Origin of the sequence: Amycolatopsis sp. lyj-84 (assembly GCF_046549075.1) — a bacterium.
Taxonomy (GTDB): Bacteria; Actinomycetota; Actinomycetes; order Mycobacteriales; family Pseudonocardiaceae; genus Amycolatopsis.
This window is the reverse complement of the sequence record NZ_JAJPWO010000001.1, coordinates 406,847-423,938: the sequence shown is the minus strand read 5'-3', so window position 1 is coordinate 423,938 and position 17,092 is coordinate 406,847. Positions and strand designations below refer to the sequence as shown.

Annotated in this window: 24 protein-coding genes; 14 read left to right on the top strand and 10 right to left on the bottom strand. The window is 69.2% G+C overall.

Annotation, left to right across the window (positions count from 1 at the left end):
• Positions 1 to 10: 10 nt before the first annotated feature.
• Genes ACLJRM_RS02275 through ACLJRM_RS02255 form a run of 5 tightly spaced genes read left to right on the top strand, consistent with a single transcriptional unit; the run spans position 11 to position 2,378 of the window.
• Positions 11 to 442: an SRPBCC domain-containing protein gene (locus ACLJRM_RS02275; RefSeq protein WP_101607571.1), complete on the top strand. Its 432-nt coding sequence runs from the start codon at positions 11 to 13 to the stop codon at positions 440 to 442.
• The gene (locus ACLJRM_RS02270; RefSeq protein ID WP_101607572.1) at positions 432 to 767 is read left to right on the top strand and encodes an ArsR/SmtB family transcription factor; all 336 of its coding nucleotides are present in this window, start codon (positions 432 to 434) and stop codon (positions 765 to 767) included. Before ACLJRM_RS02275 ends, ACLJRM_RS02270 begins: the two co-directional genes overlap by 11 nt.
• 20 nt (positions 768 to 787) lie before the next feature.
• Positions 788 to 1,213 carry an SRPBCC family protein gene (locus ACLJRM_RS02265; RefSeq protein WP_410662079.1) on the top strand — a complete coding sequence of 142 codons (426 nt, stop codon included), beginning with the start codon at positions 788 to 790 and terminating at the stop codon, positions 1,211 to 1,213.
• Positions 1,210 to 1,896: a DUF899 domain-containing protein gene (locus tag ACLJRM_RS02260; RefSeq protein WP_410662078.1), complete on the top strand. Its 687-nt coding sequence runs from the start codon at positions 1,210 to 1,212 to the stop codon at positions 1,894 to 1,896. Before ACLJRM_RS02265 ends, ACLJRM_RS02260 begins: the two co-directional genes overlap by 4 nt.
• Before the next feature lie 50 nt (positions 1,897 to 1,946).
• Complete coding sequence (locus tag ACLJRM_RS02255; RefSeq protein ID WP_410662077.1) at positions 1,947 to 2,378, top strand: nuclear transport factor 2 family protein; 432 nt, start codon at positions 1,947 to 1,949, stop codon at positions 2,376 to 2,378.
• 252 nt (positions 2,379 to 2,630) lie between these two features.
• On the opposite strand, the gene ACLJRM_RS02250 is transcribed toward ACLJRM_RS02255, so the two are convergent.
• Genes ACLJRM_RS02250 through mrf form a run of 4 tightly spaced genes read right to left on the bottom strand, consistent with a single transcriptional unit; the run spans position 2,631 to position 5,372 of the window.
• Entirely contained in the window at positions 2,631 to 3,710 is a 1,080-nt protein-coding gene (locus ACLJRM_RS02250; protein ID WP_101607576.1) for a GTP-binding protein, read from the bottom strand.
• Positions 3,707 to 3,865, bottom strand: coding sequence for a 50S ribosomal protein L32 (gene rpmF, locus ACLJRM_RS02245; protein WP_016334054.1), 159 nt, complete (start codon positions 3,863 to 3,865; stop codon positions 3,707 to 3,709). The genes ACLJRM_RS02250 and rpmF overlap by 4 nt, the downstream gene beginning before the upstream one ends.
• The gene (locus ACLJRM_RS02240; RefSeq protein WP_101607577.1) at positions 3,865 to 4,122 is read right to left on the bottom strand and encodes a type B 50S ribosomal protein L31; all 258 of its coding nucleotides are present in this window, start codon (positions 4,120 to 4,122) and stop codon (positions 3,865 to 3,867) included. The genes rpmF and ACLJRM_RS02240 overlap by 1 nt, the downstream gene beginning before the upstream one ends.
• Entirely contained in the window at positions 4,119 to 5,372 is a 1,254-nt protein-coding gene (gene mrf, locus ACLJRM_RS02235) for a ribosome hibernation factor-recruiting GTPase MRF (protein ID WP_410662076.1), read from the bottom strand. Before mrf ends, ACLJRM_RS02240 begins: the two co-directional genes overlap by 4 nt.
• Positions 5,373 to 5,456: 84 nt before the next feature.
• On the opposite strand from mrf, the gene rpmB reads away from it, so the two are divergent.
• The 6 genes from rpmB (at position 5,457) to cobA (ending at position 8,148) form a co-directional block, all read left to right on the top strand.
• Positions 5,457 to 5,693, top strand: coding sequence for a 50S ribosomal protein L28 (gene rpmB, locus ACLJRM_RS02230; protein WP_005149951.1), 237 nt, complete (start codon positions 5,457 to 5,459; stop codon positions 5,691 to 5,693).
• The gene (rpmG, locus tag ACLJRM_RS02225; protein ID WP_005149953.1) at positions 5,693 to 5,860 is read left to right on the top strand and encodes a 50S ribosomal protein L33; all 168 of its coding nucleotides are present in this window, start codon (positions 5,693 to 5,695) and stop codon (positions 5,858 to 5,860) included. The genes rpmB and rpmG overlap by 1 nt, the downstream gene beginning before the upstream one ends.
• A complete protein-coding gene (gene rpsN / locus ACLJRM_RS02220; protein WP_101607579.1) occupies positions 5,860 to 6,165 on the top strand; it encodes a 30S ribosomal protein S14 in 306 nt (101 codons plus the stop codon). The genes rpmG and rpsN overlap by 1 nt, the downstream gene beginning before the upstream one ends.
• The gene (rpsR, locus tag ACLJRM_RS02215) at positions 6,159 to 6,398 is read left to right on the top strand and encodes a 30S ribosomal protein S18 (RefSeq protein WP_101607580.1); all 240 of its coding nucleotides are present in this window, start codon (positions 6,159 to 6,161) and stop codon (positions 6,396 to 6,398) included. The genes rpsN and rpsR overlap by 7 nt, the downstream gene beginning before the upstream one ends.
• 64 nt (positions 6,399 to 6,462) lie before the next feature.
• Positions 6,463 to 6,870, top strand: coding sequence for an ankyrin repeat domain-containing protein (locus tag ACLJRM_RS02210; protein WP_410662075.1), 408 nt, complete (start codon positions 6,463 to 6,465; stop codon positions 6,868 to 6,870).
• Between the two features lie 54 nt (positions 6,871 to 6,924).
• Positions 6,925 to 8,148 (top strand): uroporphyrinogen-III C-methyltransferase, encoded by a 1,224-nt coding sequence (cobA, locus tag ACLJRM_RS02205; RefSeq protein WP_101607582.1) that lies wholly within the window; start codon positions 6,925 to 6,927, stop codon positions 8,146 to 8,148.
• On the opposite strand, the gene ACLJRM_RS02200 is transcribed toward cobA, so the two are convergent.
• Together ACLJRM_RS02200 and ACLJRM_RS02195 are read right to left on the bottom strand one after the other, a co-directional pair.
• Positions 8,130 to 8,678 carry a GNAT family N-acetyltransferase gene (locus tag ACLJRM_RS02200; RefSeq protein WP_410662074.1) on the bottom strand — a complete coding sequence of 183 codons (549 nt, stop codon included), beginning with the start codon at positions 8,676 to 8,678 and terminating at the stop codon, positions 8,130 to 8,132. The genes cobA and ACLJRM_RS02200 overlap by 19 nt on opposite strands.
• Entirely contained in the window at positions 8,668 to 9,558 is an 891-nt protein-coding gene (locus tag ACLJRM_RS02195; protein WP_168214311.1) for an alpha/beta fold hydrolase, read from the bottom strand. The genes ACLJRM_RS02200 and ACLJRM_RS02195 overlap by 11 nt, the downstream gene beginning before the upstream one ends.
• Positions 9,559 to 9,676: 118 nt before the next feature.
• Here ACLJRM_RS02195 and ACLJRM_RS02190 point away from each other — a divergent pair, with 118 nt between their 5' ends.
• The 3 genes from ACLJRM_RS02190 (at position 9,677) to ACLJRM_RS02180 (ending at position 13,215) form a co-directional block, all read left to right on the top strand.
• Complete coding sequence (locus tag ACLJRM_RS02190) at positions 9,677 to 10,519, top strand: crotonase/enoyl-CoA hydratase family protein (protein WP_410662073.1); 843 nt, start codon at positions 9,677 to 9,679, stop codon at positions 10,517 to 10,519.
• A 39-nt stretch (positions 10,520 to 10,558) separates the two neighbouring features.
• A complete protein-coding gene (locus ACLJRM_RS02185; RefSeq protein ID WP_410662072.1) occupies positions 10,559 to 12,262 on the top strand; it encodes an AMP-binding protein in 1,704 nt (567 codons plus the stop codon).
• 194 nt (positions 12,263 to 12,456) lie between these two features.
• The gene (locus ACLJRM_RS02180; protein WP_101607586.1) at positions 12,457 to 13,215 is read left to right on the top strand and encodes a D-Ala-D-Ala carboxypeptidase family metallohydrolase; all 759 of its coding nucleotides are present in this window, start codon (positions 12,457 to 12,459) and stop codon (positions 13,213 to 13,215) included.
• Positions 13,216 to 13,219: 4 nt separating this feature from the next.
• Here ACLJRM_RS02180 and ACLJRM_RS02175 read toward each other — a convergent pair whose 3' ends face one another.
• Genes ACLJRM_RS02175 through ACLJRM_RS02160 form a run of 4 tightly spaced genes read right to left on the bottom strand, consistent with a single transcriptional unit; the run spans position 13,220 to position 16,984 of the window.
• On the bottom strand, positions 13,220 to 13,852 hold the full coding sequence (locus ACLJRM_RS02175) for an NUDIX domain-containing protein (protein WP_101607587.1): 633 nt from the start codon (positions 13,850 to 13,852) through the stop codon (positions 13,220 to 13,222).
• Entirely contained in the window at positions 13,849 to 15,042 is a 1,194-nt protein-coding gene (locus tag ACLJRM_RS02170; RefSeq protein WP_410662071.1) for an adenylosuccinate synthetase, read from the bottom strand. The genes ACLJRM_RS02175 and ACLJRM_RS02170 overlap by 4 nt, the downstream gene beginning before the upstream one ends.
• Positions 15,039 to 16,013 (bottom strand): hypothetical protein, encoded by a 975-nt coding sequence (locus ACLJRM_RS02165; protein ID WP_101607589.1) that lies wholly within the window; start codon positions 16,011 to 16,013, stop codon positions 15,039 to 15,041. Before ACLJRM_RS02165 ends, ACLJRM_RS02170 begins: the two co-directional genes overlap by 4 nt.
• 2 nt (positions 16,014 to 16,015) lie before the next feature.
• The gene (locus tag ACLJRM_RS02160; protein ID WP_410662070.1) at positions 16,016 to 16,984 is read right to left on the bottom strand and encodes an adenylate cyclase; all 969 of its coding nucleotides are present in this window, start codon (positions 16,982 to 16,984) and stop codon (positions 16,016 to 16,018) included.
• Between the last annotated feature and the right edge of the window lie 108 nt (positions 16,985 to 17,092).

Sequence of the window (17,092 nt, the reverse complement as noted above, 5' to 3'; positions counted from 1 at the left end):
GGAGGCCGTCATGGGATTCCCCGACCGCATCGAACGCACCGTCGAGATCGCCCATCCGCCCGCGAAGGTCTGGGCCGCGCTGACCACGGCCGAAGGGCTGGGCACCTGGTTCGGGAACCAGGCGAGCATCGACCTGAGGCCCGGTGGTGACGCCGAGATGAAATGGGATGAGGGGCACAAGGCGCACATGCGTGTGGAGCGCGTCGAAGAGCCGGAGATCTTCGGCTTCACTTGGAACATCTACGGTCTGCCCGACGACGATCCTCGTCGCACCTATGTCGAGTTCACCCTCGAACCGGTCGATGCGGGCACGCGGCTCACCGTCGTCGAGTCCGGCTTCTCCCAGCTTCCGGACGATGCCCACAGCGTCGCGTTCGAAGGGAACACGAAGGGGTGGGCGGCCGAGTTGGGCGAACTGATCGAATACCTCGATGCCGCCTGACACCGAAGCGATCGCCGAACAGGTCTTCGTCGCACTGGCCGACCCGAGCAGGCGGAGCATCCTCGCCACCCTCGCCTCGGGCGGCGCCGCGACGGCGACGGATCTGGCCGATCGGCTGCCCATCACGCGGCAGGCCATCGCCAAGCATCTCGCGCTGCTCACCGAAGCCGGGCTGGTGACCCCGGAGCAAGGGGAGCGGCGCCGCGTCCGATACCGGCTACGCTCGGCCCCGATGCAGGTCGCCCAGCAGTTCCTCGCCGCGCTCGCCCGAGATTGGGACGGGCCGCTCGCGGCTCTGAAAGAGCACCTGGAGGGTTCATCATGAGCTTTACGACGAGTTTTACCGTGGAACAGACGCCACAACAGGTCTTCGACGCGTTCACCGACGTCCGCGGGTGGTGGTCGGAGGAGGTCGTGCACGCTGGCGACGAGTTCGAGTACCACCACGAGGAGCTCCACCGCTGCCGGATGCGGATCACGGAGTCCGTGCCGGGCCGCAAGGTCTCCTGGCTGGTCCTCGAGAACCACTTCGGCTTCACCCGTGACAAGACGGAGTGGGTCGGCACCACGATCACGTTCGAGATCACCGAGAAGGACGGCAAGACCGAAGCGCGCTTCACCCACCACGGGCTGGTCCCGGAGTACGAATGCTTCGACGTCTGCCACAAGGCATGGACCTTCTACGTCGGCACCAGCCTGCGCGAGCTGATCACGACCGGTGAGGGGCAGCCGAACCGGCGAAGCGTCCTGCCCGCGGAGCTGGCGGGATGACCATCGTCTCGCCGGCGGAGTGGGAAGAAGCGCGGCTTCGTCTGCTGGTCAAGGAAAAAGAGCTGACCCGCGCGCGCGACGCCCTGGCGGCCGAGCGGCGGCGGATGCCATGGGTCGCGGTCGAAAAGCCGTACGAGTTCGATGGCCCGTCCGGCAAGGTGACGCTGCTCGACCTGTTCGAAGGGCGGCGGCAGCTGATCGTCTACCGGGCCTTCTTCGATCCCGGCGTGGAGGGTTTCCCCGACCACGCCTGCAAAGGCTGCTCGCTGGTGGCCGATCAGGTCGCGCACGTCGCACACCTGAACGCTCGCGACACCACGCTGGCCTTCGCTTCGCGGGGCACGCAACCGGACATCTCGCGGCTGAAGGCGCGGATGGGCTGGACGATGCCGTGGTACACGATCACCGGCGACTTCGACGTCGATCACGGCGTCGGCGAATGGCACGGCACCAACGCCTTCATCCGCGAAGGTGACCAGGTGTTCCGCACGTACTTCGTCAACGATCGCGGTGACGAGGTGATGGGAGGCACGTGGAGTTACCTCGACATCACCGCGCTGGGGCGGCAGGAGGAGTGGGAGGACTCGCCGGAGGGGTATCCGCAGACTCCGCCTTACGAGTGGTGGAACTGGCACGACGCCTACGAGGGGGCCGCGCCCGCGGGCGGCTGCTGCTCGGGATGACGTCGCGAAGTCGCCAGTAATCGGACGGACGGCCCGGTTGACTGGCGGGCATGACAACGGACAGCCTGCGGATCGTCCAGAACGCCTGGAAGACTTTCGGTACCTACGATCCGGAACGTATCGCCGGAGTGTTCACCGAGGACGCCGAGTGGCTGGCCCCGCCGGGCAACGCGACCGCCGTCGCCTTGGCGGGTTCCGGTCACCTGGTCGGCAGGCAGGCGATCGTCCGGTTCCTGGCGGAGGACTTCCGGAAGGTGTTCGTCTCGGACGTCGCCATCGAGTTCCACGGCTTCCATCCGGCGGGCGACACGGTGGTGGTCGAGGAGACCATGACCGCGACGCTGGCGGACGGCGGCAGGTATCACAACGACTACTGCTTCGTTTTCGTGCTGCGTCAAGACCGGATCCACCGCGTACGCGAGTACATGGACACGGCACGTGGGCATCGGCAACTGGGTGGGACGAAGCATCCGGCGGAGTAGATTACGCCGTGTCCAGCAGCATGACGCCGACCGTGTGGATTTTGGTGCGTTGGACGACCAGAAATCCACACGGCCCCGCCTGACTGGTCCAGTGGTAACGGGAGTTGTGTGGGGTGTGTGGAAATAGGGACGTTCAACGTCCCTATTTCCACACACCCCACACTCCGGGCGACCTCTCGTGCTCACCAGCTACGTCGAGTGGCAAGCCGGGGTGGATGGCCCTTCACCCCATCGCCACCCTGACCCGGCACCTCAGTGAACGTGCACCGCTTCCCACTCCGGAAACGGATCCGCACCCGCCAAAGCGTCCACATCGGACAAACAACCCCGAAGCGAGTCCAGCAGAGCGTCCTTCTCCAGTCCCACCCCGATGAACACGAGTTCCTGCCGCGGCACCTCCTCGACACCCTGCGGCTCGAATCGGGCGACCGAACCGGCCTGCGACCACAGCCCGGTCACCCCGGGCCGCGACGCCAGCGAGAAGAACCCCTTCGACCGCAGAACGGTCCCGAACTCCCCGGAGTCGAGCCTGCCGAGGAAGTCCCACAGCCGTTCCGGATCGAACGCCCGTCCGGCGCGGAAGACCACGCTGGAGATCCCGTACTCCTCGGTCTCCGGAACGTGATCGCCGTTGAGCTCCGCCACCCAGCCGGGTGCTTCCTGCGCCCGCTCGACGTCGTAACTCCCGGTGCCGAGCACCCTGCCGAGAGGGACCCGGCCGTGTGTCGAGACGATGACTTCGGCCGCCGGGTTGAGTCGCCGCAGCACCGCCGTCAGCCGTTCGAGGGAGACGGCCGGTACGAGATCCGCCTTGTTCAGCAAGAGGACGTCCGCGAACTCGATCTGGTCCATCAGCAGGTCGCTGACCGTCCGCCCGTCGTCCTCGTACTGGTCCAGCCCGCGTTCGGTCAGCGCGTCCCCGGCCGCAAGTTCCCGCTCGAAGTTCACCGCGTCGACCACGGTCACCATCGTGTCCAGCCGCGCGGAATCCAGGAAGGAGAACGTCGCCGCCACGGGCATCGGCTCGGAGATCCCGCTCGATTCGATGAGCAGGTAGTCGAACCGGCCGTCCGCGCAGAGCCGCGACACCTCTTCCAGCAGGTCGTCGCGCAGGGTGCAGCAGATGCACCCGTTCGTCATCTCGACGAGCCGCTCCTCGGTGCGGGACAGGCTGTTCCCGTCCCGCACCAGCGCGGCGTCGATGTTGACCTCGCTCATGTCGTTGACGATCACCGCCACCCGCAGTCCTTCACGGTTGGCGAGGACGTGGTTGAGCACGGTCGTCTTGCCCGCGCCGAGGAACCCGGAAAGCACCGTGACCGGCGTCGTCACTTCCCACCCTCGTGGAAGTGTTTCATCAGCTTGCGCGGCACGAGTTTCGTCTCCCCGTTCACCTTGATCGGCACCAGATCGGGCACGGCCGCCTTCCACTGCGAGCGCCGGGACCGGGTGTTGCTGCGTGACATCTTCCGCTTCGGGACGGCCATTACTTCGCACCTCCGCGGCGGCCGTAGCGACGGTGGAACTTCTCGACCTGGCCCGCGCTGTCCATGATCCGCTGGTTGCCGGTCCAGAACGGATGCGACCACGAGCTGATCTCGACGTTCACCACCGGATAGGTGTTGCCGTCGCTCCACTCGATGGTCTGCTCCGACGTCGCGGTGGAGCGCGTCAGGAAGGCGTCCCCGGTGGAGAGGTCCTTGAACACCACGGGGTGGTAGTCGGGGTGGATTCCCGGTTTCACTGCGTTTCGTCCTTTCGGTTCGACACGTTCACGTCGTGCTTCTCAGGGTCGGTTTCCGTGTCCTCACACGGTTCTTCGTGCCACTCGCCGAACGGATCCGGGTAGCGGAGCCACTCCTGTTCCCCGGCGGCGAGTTCTTCGTCGGTCAGCAGCGCGCCGTTGAGGGCGGCTTCGACCTCGTCGGGCGTGGCCTGGTCGGTGACGACGACCAGTTCCTGCGCGCGGTCGCCGAACAGCGGGTCCCAGCGCAGGGAGGCGAGCGTGCGGCGTTCCGGGGAGACGTCGGCCCAGTCCGGCCCGTCGGGAGCGGCGAGCCACGCCCCGGCGTGCCCGATCCCGAGACCACCGCCCGCCGACTCGATCCAGAGCGCCATGTCCGGCTGGCTCGCCACCCAGAGCCGGCCCCGGCTCCGGACGACGCCGTCGAGCAGGACGTCGATCGCGTCGTGGAGGCGCTCCGGGTGGAACGGGCGCTGCGAGGTGAAGGTGAGCAGCCCGATCCCGCAGTCGGTGTGCACCGGCGGTTCGCCGCGCAGCAGCGGGCCGTGCATGTCGGTGACCTCGCCGCGCCGGGCTCCGGCCGGGACGGCGTCGAGCACGGTCTTGCCGTCCACGGCGGACAGTTCGACGCGGGGGATCGACGGGGCGACCCGGTCGAGCACGGCCGACGCCTTCGCCGCGGACCAGGCGTCGGTCGCCGCGCCCGCCAGCACGAGCAGGTCGGCGAACTCGACCTGGGCCAGCGCGACCTGGGCGACGGTGCGCTCGTCCTCCGGGCTCGCCAGCAGGTTCCGCTCGGCCAGCGTGTCGTCTCCGGTGCTGTCGGCCAGCCAGCCGGCGCAGTCGACGACGGCCAGTACGGCCTGGAGGTCGACGTCCTCGATCACCGGCCGCTCGCCGACGAGGACGTTGCGCAGCGCCCAGCTGACCGGTTCGGGCTCCATGGCCTCGTCGAGCCGGACCACGATGCGCCGCACCTGCGGCATCTGCGAAAGCTTGCGCAGCAACGGCAGGAGGTCTTCGCGCAGCGTGCAGGAGACGCAGCCGTGGGCGAGTTCGAGGACCGTCAGCTGGTCGCGGTCGCCGAGCCGGATCCGCCGTCGGACCACGCCGGAGTGGATCTGCCTCAGGTCGTGGTGCACGACGGCGGTGCCGGGCTCGGCGAGGCGCAGCCGCTCGGCGAGGTCGGCGTTCGGTCCCGGTGCGAGGCCACTGATCAGGACGAGGGGCACGCGGGGGTTGTCGGTCACTGAAGCTCCGGGGCGTCGAGGGCGTTGTGGTTCGGTTGTGTAGAGTAAATGAAAACGACAACCGATATCAACTTGGGAGGGTGTATGTCCGCCGTGTGCCAGGTCACCGGCCGCAAACCGGGCTACGGGAAGCAGGTGTCGCATTCGCATCGGCGCACGTCCCGGCGCTGGGAGCCGAACCTGCAGGCCAAGCGGTACTTCGTGCCGAGCGAAGGGCGCTGGGTCCGGCTGCGGGTTTCGGTGAAGGGCATGAAGACCATCGACAAGCGGGGGATCGAGGCCGTCGTGGCCGAGCTCCGTGCGAAAGGGGTGAAGCTCTGATGGCCAAGAGCACCGACATCCGGCCGATCATCAAGCTCCGTTCGACCGCGGGCACCGGCTACACGTACGTCACGAAGAAGAACCGCCGGAACGACCCGGACCGCATGGTGCTGCGCAAGTACGACCCGGTCGCGCGCAAGCACGTCGAATTCAAGGAGGAGCGCTGATGGCCAAGAAGTCGAAGATCGCCAAGAACGAGCAGCGCAAGGTGATCGCGGCGCGCTACGTCGAACGCCGCCGTGAGCTGAAGGCCACCATCGCTTCGCCGTCCGCGTCGTCCGAGGAGAAGGCGGCCGCGGTGTCGGCCCTGCAGGCGATGCCGCGCGACGCCAGCGCGACCCGGATCCGCAACCGCGACACCGCCGACGGCCGCCCGCGCGGCTACCTGCGGAAGTTCGGGCTCTCGCGGGTCCGGATGCGGCAGATGGCGCACAACGGCGAACTGCCCGGCGTCACGAAGTCGAGCTGGTGAAGCCGAACCGGGACCGCCCCGTCAAGCGTAAGACGAACCTGTTGCACGCCAACAAGATCACCGAGGTCGACTGGAAGGACGCCGACCTGCTGCGGAAGTTCATCTCCGACCGCGGCAAGATCCGCGCCCGCCGGGTCACCGGGCTGACGCCCCAGCAGCAGAAGCAGGTCGCCACGGCGATCAAGAACGCCCGTGAGATGGCGTTGCTGCCCTACCCCAACGCGGGCCGCTGACGCCACCGGTCCGGGCGGTGCGACAAGCCGCCCGGACCGCTGTTCCTGTGGAAGAATCGGCCGCATGACGGAGAACCCCGGACAGGCCGAGGAATTCGATCCCGAACTGCTGGAGCTGTGGGCGAAGGTGTTCGGCTTCGCCCGTTCCGGCGCGACGGCCGAGCTCACCGCGTACGTCGACGCGGGCATCTCGGCGAACCTGACCAACGACCGGGGCGACACGCTGGTCATGCTCGCCGCGTACCACGGGCACGCCGAGACCGTCGCCGCGCTGATCGAGCGCGGCGCCGATCCGAACCGTGAGAACGACAAGGGGCAGAGCCCGCTCGCCGGCGCGGTGTTCAAGAACGTGCCCGAGGTCGTGAAGGCTCTTCTCGAGGGCGGTGCGGACCCGAGGGCGGGGGAGCCGTCGGCGATCGACGCGGCCAAGATGTTCGGCAACGCCGAACTGCTGGCGCTGCTCGAGAGCTGAGGCGGTTCTCACTCGGATCGCGGTTCGGGCGGCTGTCTCTTTACACTGCCCCGCATGGATGACCCGCATTACCTCTCCGGCCTCGACCTGGCAGGCCGTCGTGTCGTGATGATCGGCGGCGGGACGGTCGCCCAGCGCCGTCTGCCGCGGTTGATCGGCGCCGGCGCGCGGGTCGAACTGGTCTCGCCGCACACCACGCCTTCGGTGAGCGCGATGGCCGACGCCGGGGAGATCGTCTGGCACGAGCGCCGCTACACCGACGGCGACCTCACCGACGCCTGGTACGCGCTGGCGTGCACGAACGACCCCGAGGTCAACGCCGCCATCTGTGCCGAGGCCGAACGGGCGCGGGTGTTCTGCGTCCGCGCCGACGACGGAGAACGCGGCAGCGCGGTCACCCCGGCCTCGGGCAGGCACGGCGGGCTGCTGGTCGGCGTCCTCTCCGGCGGCGAGCCGCTGCGGTCGGCCACGGTCCGGGACAGCATCCTCGACGGCCTTCGCGCCGGCACCGTGGCCGACGGCCGCGTGCCCGACGCTCGTGACGAGCTCCCCGGCGTCGCGCTGGTGGGCGGTGGCCCCGGCGACCCGGAGCTGATCACCGTCCGCGGCCGTCGCCTCCTCGCCAGGGCCGACGTCGTCGTCGCCGACCGGCTGGCCCCGCGAGAGCTGCTCGACGAACTCTCGCCTCACGTCGAGATCGTCGACGCCGCGAAGATCCCGTACGGCCGCGCGGCCAGCCAGGACGTGATCAACTCGACCCTGATCGACCGGGCCAAGGCCGGCAAGTTCGTCGTGCGGCTCAAAGGCGGCGATCCGTACCTGTTCGGCCGCGGGTTCGAGGAAGTCCTCGCCTGCGCCGAGGCGGGCATCCCGGTGACGATGGTCCCCGGCATCACGAGCGCGTTCTCCGTGCCCGCCGCCGCGGACGTCCCGGTGACCCACCGCGGTGTCGCCCACGAGGTCGTGGTGGTGTCCGGCCATGTCGCGCCGGGCGACGAGAAGTCGCTGGTGGACTGGGACCTACTGGCGAAGATGCGCGGCACGATCGTGCTGATGATGGGTGTCGAACGCTTGCCGCTGTTCACGAAGGCGCTGCTGGAGGGGCGGCCCGGGGACACGCCGGTGGCGATCGTCGAGGACGGCACGATGCGCACGCAGCGGGTTCTTCGCTCCACTTTGGACACTGTGGTCGAGGACGCCGCGGCGGCCGGGGTGCGGCCGCCCGCGGTGATCGTCTTCGGTCCGGTGGCGGGGCTGGCTCAGCCGTCCGAGGTGTAGAACCAGTCGGCCCCGTCGTCGCCGGGGATGTCGAATTCCTCCGCCCGGACGAGGCCTGCCCGCTGGGCCACCCGCTGCGACGCGATGTTCTCCGGCCGGACGCGGGCGATCACGAGGTCGTCCGGCCGGTGGGTGCGCGCCCAGTCCACCGCCGCGGCGGCGGCCTCGCTGGCGTACCCGGCACCCCAGGCGGACGGGAAGAGCCGGTAGAAGAGGTTCAGAACGGCCCGTCGCCGGTAACCGACGATCTTCACCCCGCAGAACCCCAGCGGTTCCGGTGAGTCCTGCCGCAGGATCGTCCAGTACCCGAACCCGTACCGGTCCCACTGGTGCGACCAGCGGAGCAGCAGCAGTTCCGCCTCCTTGCGCGTCTCCAGCAGGTCCGAGGGGTTGTGCGCGCAGGCCTCCGGATCGGTGTGGAGGGCGAAGATCGCGTCGAGGTCTTCCGGCGCGGGACGGCGCAGGACCAGCCGTCCGGTCCGCATCTCCTCCGCGCCCGTGTCCCGGGTCGGCGCCGGTTCAACGGTCATGACAGCGCGCCGAGAAGTCGGTGATGGCCTCGGTCAGGCGGCTCGGGTCGAAACGCAGTTCGACCGGGCTGCGGGCCTGGACGAACTCGGCCTCCGGCATGTCCGCGGCGAGCGTGTCGGCATCGCCGAAGGGGTGGATCGGGTCGCGTTCGTGCCCGATGACCAGGGCCGGCGTCGCGATCTTCCGCCGGATCGACTTGGGCGGCGCGATCCGGCCGAAGAGCACGCCGTGCAGGAGCGCGGCCATCGGCGCGGGCTGCTGGGACAGCGTGTCGGTGACCACGTCGATCCATTGGTTGCCGTGCGGGACGAGCCGCGCCGCCAGCGCCACGCCCTGCACGGTCACCGGCAGGAACCGGGCGGCCATGAGCAGCGGCGCGAACGTGATCAGCCCGGAGACGATCGCGTTGTCCAGCACGGGCATCTCGACGATCAGCCCGAGCGCGCGTTCGGGAGCGGCGACACCGACTTCGAGCGCGACGTTCGCGCCCAGCGACGTCCCGCCGATGACGGCGGCGTCGATGTCCAGGTGGTCGAGCAGCGCGATGGTCTGCTCGGCGAACGCGGGCATGGAGTACAGCCACGAGTCGGTGGGCCGGTCCGAGTCACCGTGGCCGAGCAGGTCGAGCGTCACGGCCCGGAAACCGGCACGCGCCAGCTTGCGCGCGAGCGGGGCGTGCATCCGCCTGGTCAGCATGATCCCGTGGCTGAGGACGACCACCCGGTCGCCGGAGCCGAACTCGGTGTACGCGAGCCGATGCCCTTCGTGGGTGAAGGATCCCGAGAGTTCGATCGGCCGCGAGGACCGTTCCCGCTCCCGCCGTCCGGGGATCAGTGCGGGCAGGTCGGCGACCGCGGCGGCGCTGCTGGCCGGGCTCATATCCCACCGTCCTTCGTCGATCGTCGGTACTCACCGGTAGTACCAGGAAAGCATCTCGTGGCCACCGTGGCACAGTGGCCGTTGGCAGGCTGTCAACCACATGAGTCAAGATGACCTCATGACCGCTACAGCTGACAGTCTTCCCGATCTCGTTTCGCTCAAGGTGGAGATCGACGGGCACGTCGCCGAAGTGACGCTGCTCGGTCCGTCCAAGGGCAACGCGATGGGCCCCGATTTCTGGCGTGAGCTGCCGATCGTTTTCCGCGCCCTCGACGTGGACCCGCAGGTCAGGGCGGTCGTGCTGACCGGCAGCGGCAAGCATTTCTCCTACGGGCTCGACCTGCCCGCGATGATGCCGAGCTGGGGCGAAATGCTCGGCGGCGACGCGCTCGCGGGCCCCCGGACGAAGTTCCTCGACGAGGTCAAGACCCTCCAGGCGAGCGTGTCGTCGATCGCCGAATGCCGCAAACCGGTCATCGCGGCTATTTCCGGCTGGTGCATCGGCGGCGGCGTCGACGTCATCGCGGCCGCCGACATCCGCCTGGCGAGCGCGGACGCCAAGTTCAGCGTGCGCGAGGTCAAGGTCGCGATCGTGGCCGACCTCGGCAGCCTGCAGCGGCTCGCGCCGATCATCGGCGAAGGACACCTGCGCGAACTGGCGTTGACCGGCAAGGACATCGACGCGGCCCGCGCGGAGAAGATCGGCCTGGTCAACGACGTCCACGCGGATCAGGACGCGCTGCTGGCCGAGGCACGCAAGCTGGCGGGGGAGATCGCCACGAACCCGCCGCTGGTCGTGCAGGGCACCAAGAACGTCCTCTCGGCCAACACCGAACGCCAGGTCGCCGACGGCCTGCGCTACGTCTCGGCCTGGAACGCGGCGTTCCTGCCCAGCAAGGACCTCGGCGAGGCCGTGCAGGCCTTCCTCGAGCGCCGCGCGCCCGAGTTCAAGGGAGAGTAGAAAGAACCGGCGGCCAACCAGCGGACCAGGAGGACGATCGTGAGCGCTTCGGAGGCACACCGCACGTTCCGCGAGGCACGGGACTACCTGCAGACCCATCGCGAGGACTACGAAACCGCGTATCGCGACTTCACCTGGCCCCGGCCCGCCGAGTTCAACTGGGCGCTGGACTGGTTCGACGTCGTCGCGGCCGATCCGGCCAATCAGGACCGGTACGCGCTGTGGATCGTCGAAGAGACCGGCATCGAGAACCGCTGGACCTACCCGGAGATGGCGCGCCGGTCCAACCAGGTCGCGAACTGGCTGCGTTCGCTCGGCGTGGCCAGGGGCGACCGGCTGATCCTCATGCTGGGCAACCAGGGCGAGCTGTGGCAGACCATCCTCGCCGCGATCAAACTGGGCGCGGTCATCATCCCGGCCTCGACCCTGCTCGGTCCGGCGGACCTCACCGACCGGGTCGAGCGGGGCGCGGCGAAACACGTGGTGATCCGCTCCGCCGACGCGCACAAGTTCGAGAACGTCGACGGCGACTACACCCGGATCGCCGTGGGCGAACCGGTCGAGGGCTGGCAGTCCTTCGTGGACGCCTACGAGGAAGCGGATGCCTTCACGCCCGACGGACCGACGGCGGCGGACGACCCGCTCTTGCTGTACTTCACTTCGGGTACCACCGCGAAGCCGAAACTGGTGCAGCACACCCAGGTCTCGTATCCGGTCGGCCATCTGTCCACAATGTACTGGATCGGCCTCGAACCCGGAGATGTCCACCTGAACATCTCCTCGCCGGGCTGGGCGAAGCACGCGTGGAGCAACGTTTTCGCGCCGTGGAACGCCGAGGCGACGGTGTTCCTCTACAACTACGCGCGCTTCGACGCGGTCTCCCTGATGGCGCAGATGGAGCGGTGTGGCATCACCAGCTTCTGCGCCCCGCCGACGGTGTGGCGGATGCTCATCCAGGCGGATCTGACCGTGCTGAAGACGCCGCCGTCCAAGGTCGTCGGCGCCGGCGAACCGCTCAATCCCGAAGTGATCGACCAGGTCGAAAAGACTTGGGGCGTCACGATTCGCGACGGTTTCGGGCAGACCGAGAGCAGCGTCCAGATCGCCAACACCCCCGGACAGGACGTCGTGCCGGGGTCGATGGGCCGCCCGCTGCCCGGCTTCACCGTCGCGCTCGTGGATCCCGTCACCGGTGAACGCGCGCAGGAGGGCGAGATCTGCCTCGACCTCGACAAGCGCCCAGTCGGCCTGATGACCGGCTACGCGGACGACGACGAGCGCTCCGCCGCGGCCTTCGCGAACGGCTTCTACCACACCGGTGACGTCGGCTCGGTCGACGAACGCGGCTACATCACCTACGTGGGCCGCACGGACGACGTCTTCAAGGCGTCGGACTACCGGATCTCGCCGTTCGAGCTGGAAAGTGTCCTGCTGGAACACGACGCGGTCGCCGAAGCGGCCGTGGTCCCGGCTCCTGACCCGATCCGGCTCGCGGTGCCCAAGGCGTACGTCGTCCTCACGAACGGTCACGAGCCCACCGCCGAGACCGCGGTGTCCATCCTGGCCTTCTGCCGGGAGCATCTCGCGCCGTACAAGCGGATCCGGCGACTGGAGTTCGCTGAGCTGCCGAAGACGATCTCCGGGAAGATCCGGCGGGTCGAACTGCGGGGACGCGAGAACGACGCGGCCGAGCGGCCGGCGGGGGAGTTCCGCGAGGAAGACTTCCCGCAGCTGAAAGGCTGACGGCCCGGCTCTCGTGAGTGGTAAGGACGGTTCTAACCGTCCTTACCACTCACGACCACCTGGGCGGGCCGTGTGGGTCGAACGACCCACAGCGCGGTACCCGGAACCGCGTTAGCATCCGAGGCAGTGAATCGTTGACAACCCGTGGGGGTCACGGGTCTCTCACCTTCCCTGCCTCGAAAGGTGTTCCTGTCATGCGCATTCGTCTTTTACTGCCGATGCTCGCCCTCGTGGCCGGCCTCGGTACCGCGGTGGCCGCTCCGGCCGCCGCCGATCCCGGCCCGGTGACGGCGGGAGACGTGTCCGTCGCCGACGCCTGTTACTCCTGGGGACGCACGCTGTCCGAGGGCGCGTCCGGTGAGGACGTCCGTCAGCTGCAGATCCGCGTGGCCGGTTATCCCGGTTTCGGCGGCGTGCTGGCCATCGACGGCCAGTTCGGCGCGGGCACCAAGGCCGCGGTCACCCGGTTCCAGCAGGCGTACGGGCTGGGCGCGGACGGCGTCGCCGGGTCGGCCACCTTCACGAAGATCTACGCGTTGCAGGACGACGACTGCACGCCGGTCAACTTCACCTACGCCGAGCTGAACCGGTGCAACTCCGACTGGTCGGGCGGCAACGTCTCGGCCGCGACGGCAAAGGCCAACGCGCTGGTCTCGATGTGGAAGCTGCAGGCGATGCGGCACGCCATGGGCGACCGGCCGATCGCCGTCAACGGCGGCTTCCGCAGCGTCCCCTGCAACAACGCGGTCGGCGGGGCGGCCGCCAGCCGTCATCTCTACGGCGACGCGGTCGACCTCGGCGCGGGCGCGCAGGGCTTCTGCGCGCTGGCACAGCAGGCCCGCAACCACGGGTTCAGTGAGATCCTCGGCCCGGGCTACCCGGGCCACAGCGATCACACCCACGTGGCGCACCGGTCCAACCGGTTCTGGTCGGCGTCCTCCTGCGGGATCTGATCCGTCACTCCCAGCGCCACAACGACGGCGGCCGTCCTCCCTTGGGGAGGGCGGCCGCGTGTTCGGTGGTCCGCCGCAGCCCGGGGACCCGCTCCATGGTCCGGCCGAGATTCGCCGGATAGGGGCGGTCCCCGGTCAGCGCTTCGGTCGCGTCCAGCGCTTGTGCCGTGGTGAAGAGCGGTCCCAGCAGCCCGGCGGTGAAGGCGACGTCCCGCCACAGCCGCTCGGCCAGCAGCGGACGGCAGTCCGCCACGATCCGGTCGTGGTCGAACGCCAGCGGCGGGACCGCGTCCAGCGGGGTCCACAGCACGTTCCCCGGCTCGTCGAGCGCGGGATCCGTGGTGGCCCACAAGGCGATGGAGAGCGTGGGCCCCCGGGGATCACGGTTCGGCTCGTCGAACGTGGTGAGCTGCCCCGTCGCCGAGAGCGCGTCCGCCGGCAGTCCGAGTTTGGTGACCACCGCCCGGCTCGCCGCGTCCCGCAACCGCTCCCCGCGCCCGAGCAAGACCCCGGGCAGCGCGAGCTCCCCTTCGAACGGTTCGGCGCCCCGCGGCGCGATTCCCAGCAGCACGGTCCGCGTGCCGGGAGCGAACCTCACCACGAGCACGTCCACGGACACCGGCGTCGACTCGATCACGCGTTGATTGTCGACCTTGCCCCCGCGACCCGGTAACCGGCCCTGTCGGGGCCGTATCCGGTCACGGCCACCGGCAGCCGGGCACCGAACCACGCCAAAGGGTCCGGCAGCCCGACTGCGGGGGAGCCGTCAGCGGGCACGACCCGCAATCCCGTCGCGTCGAGATGGGTCACCGCGAGCGCGTCCACGCCGTCGCAGGCCGCGATCGCGTAGTCCAGCAGCGCCTCGTCGAGATCGCCCGCCCGCCACGCGCCCTGGTATTCGCCGGTGTCGTTGTGCGCCTCGGGAAAGCGGGCGAGCATCGAGGCGGACTCGGTGGGAAGCGGCCCCGCGCCGTGCCTGGTGAGGTAGGTCCGCGTGACACCCAGAACGGCGTGACGGCGGCCGCCCAGCAGTTCACGGGCGTTGTGCGGGGTGGTGGTGGACCAGGTCGTATGCGGGTGGAACCCGTGGTGCTGGTCGAGGAGAGCCCCCTGCGCTCCCTCGAAAACCAGCCGTCCGGAGTCCGCGAGCCGTCCGGTCTCGTCCCCGTCGGTGATCCGCACCGCGTCCGCGAAGTCGCGGTACAGCGTCACCAAGGCGTCCACGTCGTGTGACGGGGCGGCGAGCGGGGCGTAGAACCGGGCGAGCGCGTCGAGCTTGCGCCGCAGCACCGACGGCCGGGCGCAGTCGGCGACCGTCGGCGCGTCACCCGGTGTCCCGATCACCTCCTGGCTCTCCACCACCTCGCCCGGGCTCGCCCCGGACAGCAGCGAGTACCAGACGGTCTCGCCGATGCCCTTTCCGCACGAGCCGTGCCGGCCGGCGCCGCGAGCCTGTTCCCGCGCCCGGTTGGCGTAAATGTGGAACGGGGTCGTGAGCAGGGCCCGGCCGTCCACGCTCAGCAGCGAGAGCGGATTCCGGACGCCGTCGGTTTCGAGCTGCCGGGCCTCCGCCGCCAGCGCGAACGGCTCGACCAGGACGAACCGCGACAAGTGGGTGGGCACGCCGGCGAACGTGCCCGCCCCGAACTGGCTGAACGTGTGGTGCCGCCCGTCCGCGACGACGTTGTGCGCGGCCTGCGCGCCTCCGTTGAAGCGGACGACGGCGGTGGTCGGCCGGTCGGCGCAGAGCGCGTCGACCACGGCTCCCTTGCCTTCGTCGCCGAAGCCGAGCCCGACCACCACCACGTGCCCGTCCAGGAGGCTCATCGCAGCACCACGTCGCTCGGGCCGCCCGGGTCGGGGACCGCCGAGGTGACGACCGTTTTGGTGCCCAGCCTCGCGAGAGCCTTGCCCACCGCCGCGCTTTCGGCGGCCGAACCGACGTCCGCGAGGTCGGCCAGCGCCCGGTCCACGTCGACGACCTGCTCCTCCAGCCCGATCGTGGCCGCGATCAGTTCGCACACCGCGCCGGGGTCGTCGAGTTTGAGGAAGTGCTGGCCCAGCAAGCCGCTCCAGTGCTCGCCGATCTCCGGGTCGTTGTAGTACGACGACTGGTTCGGCAGGACGAAGTAGACGTTCCACTTGCGGGCCAGCTCCCGGTACACCGACGCGGGATCGATGTCCTCCCGCACGTCGTCGCCGATCACCCGGCGGATGTGGCGGGCCTCCAGCGCGGGCTTGTTCAGCTCGTCGCCGATGAGGAACAGATATCCCTTGCGGCCGCGGTTCTGCCACGCGTCGGTGACCACGTGCCTGGCCATGAAGTAGGCGGCCAGCTCGTAGGACTCGCTCTTCTGTCCGCCGCCGCCGCCTTCGAGGAAGATCGTGCGCAGCTGCTCGTCCATCCGGTTGTCCGATTCGAACTGCCCGATCTGCAGGGGCACCCGGTCGCTGTCGGCGTCGCCGATCGCGCCGAACAGGACCTGCGGGTCGGTCAGATAGCCCCGGCGCTTCAGCAGGCCGTGCAGTTTGCCGAGCTTGCCCTGCATGATCCGCGGCACCCGGCGCATCGAGCCGGTGACGTCGAACAACACCGCGATCGGCGTCGAATCGGCGTGGTCGGCCGAATCCCGGCACTCCCGGACGGCGTTCTTCGGGTCGAGCGCGGCCGCGGCCTTCCACGCGGAAGCGGGCTTCTTGCGGAGACCGGCGCTGTAGCCGAAATCGTCCTCGCCCTTGGCCGCGCGGAAGGTCTTCGCGGCGGCGTAGGCGTTGTCGTCCCAGTGTCCGTGTCCCATGATCAAGCTCCTGTCTCGGGGATGATGAACGGTCGGAAGGTGCGGGGGCCGTACAACTCGCCGAGCAGGTCGTCGTACTCGTCGAGCAGGTCGGCGGCTTCGGGTCGCTGTCCCGGGATCTCCTGGGTGCACCACGTGGCGAACTCGCGCTGGCAGGTTTCCGTTGGTGACAGCAGCGAAAGCATCAACTTGTGCAGCATGTGGACGTCGGTGGCCGCGGTCATCGGCAGTCCCTTGTGGACTTCGGGCGGGTAGCCGACGGACTTGTCCGCCGCCAGCGGGAGCACACCGTCCTCGACGGCGAAGGACCAGCCGGCCAGGACGATGCCGTGCTGCCCGGGGTGGACCAGCACGTTGTCCGCGGTGAGATGGCCATGGACGACACCCGCGCGATGCGCGCCAGCCACGGCGCGCAGCAGGCGCCGGTGCATCCAGGCGTAGTCGCGGCCGTCGAGACCGGCCGGGAAGGCTTTCCCGATGTCGGCGAGGGTGGTGAACCCGTCGACGAGCGGATCGAGGACGCTGAACGCGCGGTCGCCCCGCGCCACCGGGCCCGAGGTGTCGAGCAGCCGCGGGTAGTACGGGCGAAGCCAGCGGTGCCGTTCGGTGAAGCCGTCGAGCGTGCGCAGCGCCGCCCACTCGGCGTGGATCAGCGGGTTGAGCGCCGGGTCGCGCACGATTTTGACCAGATGGGGGCCGGTGGTGCGATAGGTGGTCGCGACACTGCCCACGGCGTGCGGAGTGGTGAGCGTGTAAGCCGCCGTGGCGGTGGTGACCGTTTGGCGCCGGGATTGCTTCCAGTCGGCATGGAGGCGATTGAGGGTGGCGGCCGCCTTATGGGCCCGAGGGTCGCCGGGATTCCGGTCGGGATGGAGTACGGCCGCCAATTCGCGGTAGCGGTGGTGGGCGAACAGAGTGGCCGCGTCGACCGCGTTCTCGATCGTCGTCACGGCGTCGTCCCTGGTGAGCATGGTTTGAGTCTAGACGACTCTTACCTCGGCTGGCAAGGGGGTGCTGCGCGCTCGTCCTCGACGGTCGAGGAACGAATTGAATACGGAAATGGTGGTGTAGGTACAAAT

What these genes read in the sequence shown, in the direction of transcription:
- ACLJRM_RS02275 (WP_101607571.1), top strand. Translation starts at nt 11, where the DNA reads ATGGGATTCCCCGACCGCATCGAACGCACCGTCGAGATCGCCCATCCG.
- ACLJRM_RS02270 (WP_101607572.1), top strand. Translation starts at nt 432, where the DNA reads ATGCCGCCTGACACCGAAGCGATCGCCGAACAGGTCTTCGTCGCACTG.
- ACLJRM_RS02260 (WP_410662078.1), top strand. Translation starts at nt 1,210, where the DNA reads ATGACCATCGTCTCGCCGGCGGAGTGGGAAGAAGCGCGGCTTCGTCTG.
- ACLJRM_RS02255 (WP_410662077.1), top strand. Translation starts at nt 1,947, where the DNA reads ATGACAACGGACAGCCTGCGGATCGTCCAGAACGCCTGGAAGACTTTC.
- rpmF (WP_016334054.1), bottom strand. Translation starts at nt 3,865, where the DNA reads ATGGCCGTCCCGAAGCGGAAGATGTCACGCAGCAACACCCGGTCCCGG.
- rpmB (WP_005149951.1), top strand. Translation starts at nt 5,457, where the DNA reads ATGTCCGCCGTGTGCCAGGTCACCGGCCGCAAACCGGGCTACGGGAAG.
- rpmG (WP_005149953.1), top strand. Translation starts at nt 5,693, where the DNA reads ATGGCCAAGAGCACCGACATCCGGCCGATCATCAAGCTCCGTTCGACC.
- rpsN (WP_101607579.1), top strand. Translation starts at nt 5,860, where the DNA reads ATGGCCAAGAAGTCGAAGATCGCCAAGAACGAGCAGCGCAAGGTGATC.
- ACLJRM_RS02210 (WP_410662075.1), top strand. Translation starts at nt 6,463, where the DNA reads ATGACGGAGAACCCCGGACAGGCCGAGGAATTCGATCCCGAACTGCTG.
- cobA (WP_101607582.1), top strand. Translation starts at nt 6,925, where the DNA reads ATGGATGACCCGCATTACCTCTCCGGCCTCGACCTGGCAGGCCGTCGT.
- ACLJRM_RS02200 (WP_410662074.1), bottom strand. Translation starts at nt 8,678, where the DNA reads ATGACCGTTGAACCGGCGCCGACCCGGGACACGGGCGCGGAGGAGATG.
- ACLJRM_RS02195 (WP_168214311.1), bottom strand. Translation starts at nt 9,558, where the DNA reads ATGAGCCCGGCCAGCAGCGCCGCCGCGGTCGCCGACCTGCCCGCACTG.
- ACLJRM_RS02190 (WP_410662073.1), top strand. Translation starts at nt 9,677, where the DNA reads ATGACCGCTACAGCTGACAGTCTTCCCGATCTCGTTTCGCTCAAGGTG.
- ACLJRM_RS02180 (WP_101607586.1), top strand. Translation starts at nt 12,457, where the DNA reads ATGCGCATTCGTCTTTTACTGCCGATGCTCGCCCTCGTGGCCGGCCTC.
- ACLJRM_RS02170 (WP_410662071.1), bottom strand. Translation starts at nt 15,042, where the DNA reads ATGAGCCTCCTGGACGGGCACGTGGTGGTGGTCGGGCTCGGCTTCGGC.
- ACLJRM_RS02165 (WP_101607589.1), bottom strand. Translation starts at nt 16,013, where the DNA reads ATGGGACACGGACACTGGGACGACAACGCCTACGCCGCCGCGAAGACC.
- ACLJRM_RS02160 (WP_410662070.1), bottom strand. Translation starts at nt 16,984, where the DNA reads ATGCTCACCAGGGACGACGCCGTGACGACGATCGAGAACGCGGTCGAC.